Here is an 8,233-nt window from a genome sequence, read left to right on the forward strand (position 1 = left end):
TTGGCCGTCGGCGATGAACCAGCGCCACCCCCGCGGCTAGAGGGTCGCCCCCTGGAAGGCGTCGACCAGGAAGTCGACCATCACCCGCACCTTCGCGCTGAGATGGCGGCGACTGGCGTAGATCGCGAGGATGTCGATGGGAGGCATGTGATAGCCCGGCATGACCTCGACGAGTCGGCCGGCCCGCACGTCCTCGCCGAGGACGAAGCTCGGCTGCCAGATGACGCCGGCGCCGGCGAGGGCCGCGGCGCGCGCGGTCTGGCCGTTGTTGGCGCGCAGGGCCCAGCGCACGCGGACCGATTCCAGCGTTCCGCCGGGACCGGCGAACTGCCACTCGTCAGAGGTCGCGCCGTAGGTGTAGCCCAGGCACGGGTGCCGTGACAGGTCCGCGGGCACCTCGGGCATGCCGTGCTTCGCGAGGTAGTCGGGCGAGGCGCACACGAGGTTCTGCGAGCGGCCCAGGTGGCGCGCGATGTGATTGCCCGACGTGGTCCGCGAGATGCGGATGGCCAGGTCGTAGCCCTCCTCGACGATGTCGACCACGCGATCGATGAGGGCGATGTCGAGCTCGACGTCGGGGTACTTCGCCATGAACTTCGGCCACAGCGGCGCCAGCACGAGGCTGCCGAAGCTCAGCGGCGCATTGAGGCGCAGGCGCCCGCGCGGCTGCAGCGACGCGGTGGTCGCGAGTGCCTCGGTCTCGGCCACCTCCTCGAGGATCGACTTCGCCCGGTCGAACAGGGCCTCGCCGCCTTCGGTGAGCGACAGCCGGCGCGAAGTGCGGTTGATCAGCCGCGTGCGCAGGTGCGCTTCGAGCTCGTTGACGTAGCGCGTCACGTTGGCCGGGGAGGTGTCGAGCGCATCGGCCGCCTTGACGAAGCTGCCGCGCGCGACCACGGTCACGAACACCTCGTACGCACGCAATCGGTCCATGGCCCTGGGCTCCAATCATTCATGAAAGCTGAATGAGTAAACCACTTTTGGGGCCTTTCTGGAAGTGAAGCTGAATCATAAATTCGCTTCACCCCCAAACACAGACCGAAAGGCCCAGACATGAACACCCCCCATCCCGCCCCCACCCGCCGCGCGCTGATCGCCGGCGCCGCCGCCTTCGGCGCCACACTGAGCTTCGGCTCGTTGGCGCACGCCGCGCCCGCCGCACCCACCATTGATGCGGTGCCGGGCTTTCGCGCCGGCAGCGCCGAGGTGAACGGCACCCGCATCAACTACCGCATCGGCGGCACCGGGCCGGCCATCGTGCTGCTGCACGGCTACGCGGAGACCGGCCACATGTGGAACCCGCTGATGCCGCTGCTGGCGAAGACGCACACCGTGGTCGTGCCCGATCTGCGCGGCGCGGGCAATTCGTCGAAGCCCGAGAGCGGCTACGGCAAGAAGAACATGGCGGTCGACATCCACGAGCTCGTCAAGTCGCTCGGCATCCGCAACGTGAGCATCGTCGGCCACGACATCGGCCTGATGGTGGCCTACGCCTATGCCGCGCAGTTCCCCTCGGAGACCGACAAGGTGGTGCTCATGGACGCCTTCCTGCCCGGCATCGGCCAATGGCAGAACGTCTGGCTGCTGCGCGACCTCTGGCACTTCCATTTCCACGGCGCGACGCCGCTGGCGCTGGTGCACGGACGCGAGCGCATCTACTTCGAGCATTTCTGGAACGACTTCGCGGCGGACCCCAAGCGCTCGGTGCCCGAGGCCGATCGCCGCTTCTATGCCAAGGCCTATGCGCAGCCCGGCGGCATGCGCGCCGGCTTCGAATACTTCAAGGCCTTCGAGCAGGACGCGGCCGAGTTCGCCGAACTGGGCAAGACGCCGCTGCCCATGCCGATGCTGGTTCTCTCCGGGGAAAAGGCCGGTGGCACCTTCCTGATCGAACAGGGCAAGATGGTCGCGACCAACGTGCAGGGCGTGATCGTCAAGGGGTCCGGTCACTGGCTGATGGAAGAGGCGCCCGACCAGGTCATTCCCGCGCTGGTCAATTTCCTGGGCTGACACCCGTCTCGTCATCGACACAAGGAGCATCGACATGGATCTTCAACTGAAGGGCAAGCTGGCCCTGGTCAGCGGCAGCACCGCCGGCATCGGCTATGCGATCGCGCACACGCTGGCCCGCGAGGGCGCCAGCGTCATCGTCAACGGCCGGTCGCAGGCGTCGGTCGACGAGGCGGTGGAGTGCATCCGCTCGCAGACGCAGGGCACGGTGGTCGGCTACGCCGGCGACCTCAGCCGCGCCGACGCCGCCGAGGAACTCGTGCGCCGCCATCCCGGCATCGGCATCCTCGTCAACAACCTCGGCATCTTCGAGGCCAAGGCCTTCGAGGACATCCCCGACGAGGATTGGCTGCGCTTCTTCGACGTCAACGTGCTGAGCGGCGTGCGGCTCGCGCGCCTGGTGCTGCCGGAGATGAAGCGGGCGAACTGGGGCAGGATCATCTTCATCTCGAGCGAAAGCGCGGTGCAGATATCGACCGAGATGATCCACTACGGCATGACGAAGACCGCGCAGCTCGCGGTGTCGCGCGGGCTCGCGGAATCGGTGGCCGGCACGAACATCACGGTGAACAGCGTGCTTCCGGGCCCGACGAAATCGCGCGGCGTCGGCGACTTCGTCGAGGGCATGGCGCGCTCGAGCAGCAAGAGCTTCGAGCAGGTCGAGGCGGAGTTCTTCGAGCAGATCCGCCCGACCTCGCTGATCAAGCGCTTCGCCACGCCGCAGGAGGTGGCTTCGCTCGTGGCCTATGTGGCGAGCCCGCTGGCGTCGGCGACCACGGGTGCGGCGCTGCGCGTGGATGGCGGCGTGGTCAAGAGCGCCTTCTGACGAAGACGAGGTGAACGGCCGGTAGCAGCCCGCGCGGAAACACTACCGGCCTCGCGGTTTATGGGCATATACCCATAATTGCGCATGACCTCCGCCCATCACCACCACGGCATGTGCTGCAGCACCGCGCTGCGCAAGGCCACGCGCCGCGTCACGCAGCTCTATGACGAAGCGCTGGCACCGGTGGGGCTGCGCTCCACGCAGTACTCGATCCTGATGGAGCTGAGCCGTCGCGCCAGCGAAGCGCCGAGCCTCCAGGTGCTGGCCGATGCGCTGGTGATGGACCGCTCCGCGCTCGGCCACACCCTGCGTCCGCTGGAACGCGATGGCCTGCTGGCACTGCAGCCTGGCGAGTCGGACCGCCGCCAACGCCAGGTGGTGCTGACGCGCAAGGGCCAGGCGCTCGTCGCGCGCGCGCAGCCGCTGTGGCAGCGCGCGCAGGACCGCTTCTGCGAGGCGTTCGGCGAAGCGGAGGCGGCGCTGTTGCGCATCACCTTGCTGGACATTGCCGCGGATGAGCGGCTGAGCTTGCGGGCGTCCTGATTTCCGGATTTTCATTCACCGCTTCTTTCGTTGGCCTGAATATGGGCATATGCCCCTAAATCCATGAGCACCCTTCCTCCATCCTCTGCCGTCGCGCAGGATCCGCGTCGACAGCGAGCCGTCCTGCTGGTGGCCTCCATGGTGTGCTCGCTGGTGATGCTCGACACCAACGTGGTGGCGGTCGCCCTGCCCACCATCGCGCATACGCTCCATGCCGAGTTCGCGGACATGCAATGGGTGATCACCGCATACATGCTGCCCTTCGCGGCCCTGCTCATGGCCGCGGGCTCGCTGTGCGACCGGTACGGCCGGCGACGCATCATGGTGATCGGGCAGCTGCTCTTCGTCGGCGCTTCGCTGTTCTGCGGCACGGCGCCGGCAGCCTGGGTGCTGAATGTGTCGCGGGCATTCCAGGGCGTCGGCGCAGCCCTGCTGTTGACGGCGGCGCTGGCGGTGATCAACCACGGCTTCCAGGGAGCGGCGCGCGCACGGGCCTACGCGTTCTGGGGCGCCTGCCTCGGCATCGCGATCACCTGCGGGCCCATTCTCGGCGGCGTGATCTCCAGCACCATCGGCTGGCACTGGGTGTTCCTCATCAACCTGCCGATCGGCGTGGTGCTGATCGCGGCCACACTGCGGGTGGTGGAGGAATCGCGCGACAAGGAAGCCGTGCGGCTGGACTATGGCGGTGTCGCCACCTTCAGCGGTGCGCTGTTCCTGCTGACCTGGGCGGCCATCGACGGCAACGCGCTGGGCTGGACCTCGGCCGCGGTACTGGGGCGCCTGATCGGTGGCGTGGTGCTGCTCGAGGCCTTCGTGGTGATCGAGGGCCTGCAGTCGAGGCCCATGGTCGACTTCAGGCTGCTGCGCTCACCGGCCTTCGTGGGCAGCGCTTTCGCCATGGTGGGCTACGCGGCGGGGGCGCAGGTCATGCTGTTCTATCTGCCGCTGTATCTGCAGAACGCCTTCGGCCTGTCGCCCGCCAGCGCCGGCATCTCGATGCTGCCGTTCGCGCTGCCCATGTTCCTGGTGCCGCGCATCGCGGCGCACTACACGGCCGGGTGGACGTCGCGCGCGTTGCTGTGTCTGGGCCTCGGACTGAGCGGCACGGCGAACGCGGCCATGGCGTTGTTGGCCACCGGCGGCGCGGGCTACCTTGCCTTCGCCTGTGCGATGACGCTCGCGGGCACCGGCGCCGGCCTGCTCAACGGCGAGACGGCCAAGGCCATGCAGGGCGCGATCCCGCCGCAGCGCGCGGGCATGGCCTCGGGGCTGGCCGGCACCACGCGCTTCAGCGGCCTGCTGGCGGGCGTGGCCGGATTGGGCGCGGTGCTGGTGGCGGTGGCCAGCGCGGACTTCGAGCGCACGGCCCGGCAGCGGTCGTTGGCGCCCGCACTGGCGCGGGACGTGGCCAAGCGCTTCAGCGCGGGCGATGTGGCAGGGGCACTCCATGCACTGCAAGCACTTCCCGCCGATGCGTCCGCGGCCGCCGCAACCGCGATGCGATATGCATTCGGCACCGGATTCGCGGCCGCGGCGTGGTCCGCTGCCGGCGTGGCCGTGGTCGCGCTGGTGCTGACACGGCTGCTGATGCCCGGCCGCGAAGCCCACGCGGCGAACGGGATGCAGGAGGCGCACATGGTGGCGCCCGGTGAGTGATCGTCCATCCACGAAGGAGAAATCCCATGCGCTATCGTCTTCTCGGCCGCAAGTCCGGCCTCCGTGTCTCTGAACTCGCTCTCGGTGTCGCCCTGTTCGGCACGGGCTGGGGCTACGGCTCCGAACATGCCGAGGCGCGCCAGGTGTTCGACCGCTACCTCGAGGCCGGCGGCAACTTCTTCGACACTGCCGACGGCTACCAGTTCGGCCAGTCCGAATCCATGCTGAGCGAGCTCATCGCGCCGATCCGCGACGACATCGTGGTGGCGACCAAGTACAGCGGCGGCGCGGCGAAGGAGCCGACCTTGGCGAAGACCGGCAACAGCCGCAAGAACCTCGTCTACTCCGTCGAGCAGAGCCTGCAACGGCTCAAGACGGATCGCGTCGACCTGCTGTGGGTCCATCACTCCGACAACGTCACGCCCACCGAGGAAATTCTCCGGGGGCTCGATGACCTCGTGCGCGCCGGCAAGATCCTCTACGCCGGCTTCTCGAACTTTCCGGCCTGGCGTATCGCGCGCGCGGATCTGCTGGCGGAGCTGCGTGGCTGGTCGCCGCTGGTGGGCGTGCAGTTCGAATACAGCCTGATCGAACGCAGCGCCGACCGGGAGCTGCTGCCGATGGCCGAAGCGCTGGGCCTGGCGGCCGCTGTGTGGTCGCCGCTCGGAGGCGGCCTGCTCACGGGCAAGTACCGCAACGGGGAGCAGGGCCGGCTGCAGGGCATGGGCCGGGTCATCCGCACCGAGAAGACCGAGCGCGACGCGGCCGTCGTGGATGCCGTGATCGATGCGGGCGCGCAGCTCGGGCGTTCGCCGGCCGAAGTGGCGCTGGCATGGCTCGGCAGCAAGGCAAGGACTTCCACCACGTCGATCATTCCGATCATCGGGCCGCGCACGGTGGAGCAACTCGACAACAACCTTCTGGCGCTCGACCTGACGCTGCCGCAGGACTTGGTGGACCGGCTCGATCTAGTCAGCCAGATCGCGCATGGGGTTCCGTTCGAAGTCAATGCGGAGACGCTTCCGCGGATGCTGGGCGGACGTCCACACCTGGTGGATTTGCCCGCCTTCAAAGTTGCCTGATTAGCTTCTCGCGTATCGGCAATTGAATTGCCAATAAAAAAGCGCCCTGTCGGGGACGGGGCGCTTTTTGTTTTGCTTTTTGCTTGCGCCAATAAAAAAGCCCCAACCGTTTGGTTGGGGCTTTTTTGGCTGTAAGAGCCTGACGATGACCTACTTTCACACGGGAACCCGCACTATCATCGGCGCTGAGTCGTTTCACTGTCCTGTTCGGGATGGGAAGGAGTGGGACCAACTCGCTATGGTCATCAGGCATAAAGGGTTGCTTGGCTGATCACATGATCAACCAAACGAATTCATAGAGTTTTGAATCAGCACGCGCTTAGGCGTTATTTGAATGTGTTTTTGAATGCGTCAACTTGGCATAACACCTTGATCTGACTGATCAAAGTTATAGGGTCAAGCCGCACGAGCAATTAGTATCAGTTAGCTTAACGCATTACTGCGCTTCCACACCTGACCTATCAACGTCCTGGTCTTGAACGACTCTTCAGGGGGCTCGAGGCCCCGGCAGATCTCATCTTGAAACGAGTTTCCCGCTTAGATGCTTTCAGCGGTTATCTCTTCCACACTTAGCTACTCGGCAATGCCACTGGCGTGACAACCGATACACCAGAGGTGTGTCCACTCCGGTCCTCTCGTACTAGGAGCAGGCTTCCTCAAATCTGCAGCGCCCACGGAAGATAGGGACCAAACTGTCTCACGACGTTTTAAACCCAGCTCACGTACCTCTTTAAATGGCGAACAGCCATACCCTTGGGACCGGCTACAGCCCCAGGATGAGATGAGCCGACATCGAGGTGCCAAACACCGCCGTCGATATGAACTCTTGGGCGGTATCAGCCTGTTATCCCCAGAGTACCTTTTATCCGTTGAGCGATGGCCCTTCCATACAGAACCACCGGATCACTATGTCCTGCTTTCGCATCTGCTCGACTTGTCAGTCTCGCAGTTAAGCACGCTTATGCCATTGCACTATCGTCACGATGTCCGACCGTAACTAGCGTACCTTCGAACTCCTCCGTTACGCTTTGGGAGGAGACCGCCCCAGTCAAACTGCCTACCATGCACTGTCCCCGATCCAGATAATGGACCTAGGTTAGAACCTCAAACACACCAGGGTGGTATTTCAACGTTGGCTCCACAAGATCTAGCGACCCTGCTTCAAAGCCTCCCACCTATCCTACACAGATCTGTTCAAAGTCCAATACAAAGCTACAGTAAAGGTTCATGGGGTCTTTCCGTCTTTCCGCGGGGAGATTGCATCATCACAAACATTTCAACTTCGCTGAGTCTCAGGAGGAGACAGTGTGGCCATCGTTACGCCATTCGTGCAGGTCGGAACTTACCCGACAAGGAATTTCGCTACCTTAGGACCGTTATAGTTACGGCCGCCGTTTACTGGGACTTCAATCAAGAGCTTGCACCCCATCATTTAATCTTCCAGCACCGGGCAGGCGTCACACCCTATACGTCCACTTTCGTGTTTGCAGAGTGCTGTGTTTTTAATAAACAGTCGCAGCCACCGATTTTTTGCAACCCATTCATGCTCCGTTGTTCACTTCACACTAATAGGGCACACCTTCTTCCGAAGTTACGGTGTCAATTTGCCGAGTTCCTTCTCCTGAGTTCTCTCAAGCGCCTTAGAATACTCATCTCGCGCACCAGTGTCGGTTTGCGGTACGGTCGTATACAGCTGAAGCTTAGTGGCTTTTCCTGGAACCTCGTTCAGTCACTTCGCGAGCAAGCTCGCTCGATCGTTGGCCTCGGTATATGTGCACCGGATTTGCCTAATGCACGCCTACATCCAACTAAACCGGGATATCCAACACCCGGATGACCTATTAAGATCCGTCCCCACATCGCACTGTATAACGGTACAGGAATATTGACCTGTTTCCCATCAGCTACGCATCTCTGCCTCGCCTTAGGGGCCGACTCACTCTACGCCGATGAACGTTGCGTAGAAAACCTTGCGCTTACGGCGAGGGGGCTTTTCACCCCCTTTAACGCTACTCATGTCAGCATTCGCACTTCTGATACCTCCAGCACGCTTTACAACGCACCTTCACAGGCTTACAGAACGCTCTCCTACCACTTGCAATAAATTGCAAAT

General features: G+C 63.7%; 6 protein-coding genes and 2 rRNA genes (1 of these 8 running past the window's edge). 5 read left to right on the forward strand and 3 right to left on the reverse strand.

What is annotated here, in order from left to right; genetic code table 11:
* Window positions 1-36: 36 nt before the first annotated feature.
* Entirely contained in the window at window positions 37-933 is an 897-nt protein-coding gene (locus tag INQ48_33190; protein QRF62400.1) for a LysR family transcriptional regulator, read from the reverse strand.
* Between the two features lie 120 nt (window positions 934-1,053).
* Here INQ48_33190 and INQ48_33195 point away from each other — a divergent pair, with 120 nt between their 5' ends.
* From INQ48_33195 to INQ48_33215, 5 genes are all read left to right on the forward strand, one after another.
* Window positions 1,054-2,010, forward strand: a complete 957-nt coding sequence (locus tag INQ48_33195; protein QRF62401.1) for an alpha/beta hydrolase — start codon at window positions 1,054-1,056, stop codon at window positions 2,008-2,010.
* Between the two features lie 34 nt (window positions 2,011-2,044).
* Window positions 2,045-2,836 carry an SDR family oxidoreductase gene (locus tag INQ48_33200; protein ID QRF62402.1) on the forward strand — a complete coding sequence of 264 codons (792 nt, stop codon included), beginning with the start codon at window positions 2,045-2,047 and terminating at the stop codon, window positions 2,834-2,836.
* Window positions 2,837-2,920: 84 nt separating this feature from the next.
* The gene (locus INQ48_33205) at window positions 2,921-3,379 is read left to right on the forward strand and encodes a MarR family transcriptional regulator (GenBank protein QRF62403.1); all 459 of its coding nucleotides are present in this window, start codon (window positions 2,921-2,923) and stop codon (window positions 3,377-3,379) included.
* Between the two features lie 63 nt (window positions 3,380-3,442).
* Window positions 3,443-5,038, forward strand: coding sequence for an MFS transporter (locus tag INQ48_33210; protein ID QRF62404.1), 1,596 nt, complete (start codon window positions 3,443-3,445; stop codon window positions 5,036-5,038).
* 26 nt (window positions 5,039-5,064) lie between these two features.
* A complete protein-coding gene (locus INQ48_33215) occupies window positions 5,065-6,120 on the forward strand; it encodes an aldo/keto reductase (protein QRF62405.1) in 1,056 nt (351 codons plus the stop codon).
* Window positions 6,121-6,257: 137 nt separating this feature from the next.
* Here the strand turns inward: INQ48_33215 and rrf are convergent.
* Window positions 6,258-6,370, reverse strand: a 5S ribosomal RNA gene (gene rrf, locus INQ48_33220).
* A 142-nt stretch (window positions 6,371-6,512) separates the two neighbouring features.
* Window positions 6,513-8,233, reverse strand: a 23S ribosomal RNA gene (locus INQ48_33225); it runs 1,150 nt beyond the window's last position.

The organism is Variovorax paradoxus, from assembly GCA_016806145.1.
Lineage (GTDB): Bacteria > Pseudomonadota > Gammaproteobacteria > Burkholderiales > Burkholderiaceae_C > Variovorax.

Excerpts from the sequence above, each read along its gene's own strand:
- INQ48_33190 (QRF62400.1), bottom strand. The coding sequence starts at position 933 with ATGGACCGATTGCGTGCGTACGAGGTGTTCGTGACCGTGGTCGCGCGC.
- INQ48_33195 (QRF62401.1), top strand. The coding sequence starts at position 1,054 with ATGAACACCCCCCATCCCGCCCCCACCCGCCGCGCGCTGATCGCCGGC.
- INQ48_33200 (QRF62402.1), top strand. The coding sequence starts at position 2,045 with ATGGATCTTCAACTGAAGGGCAAGCTGGCCCTGGTCAGCGGCAGCACC.
- INQ48_33205 (QRF62403.1), top strand. The coding sequence starts at position 2,921 with ATGACCTCCGCCCATCACCACCACGGCATGTGCTGCAGCACCGCGCTG.
- INQ48_33210 (QRF62404.1), top strand. The coding sequence starts at position 3,443 with ATGAGCACCCTTCCTCCATCCTCTGCCGTCGCGCAGGATCCGCGTCGA.
- INQ48_33215 (QRF62405.1), top strand. The coding sequence starts at position 5,065 with ATGCGCTATCGTCTTCTCGGCCGCAAGTCCGGCCTCCGTGTCTCTGAA.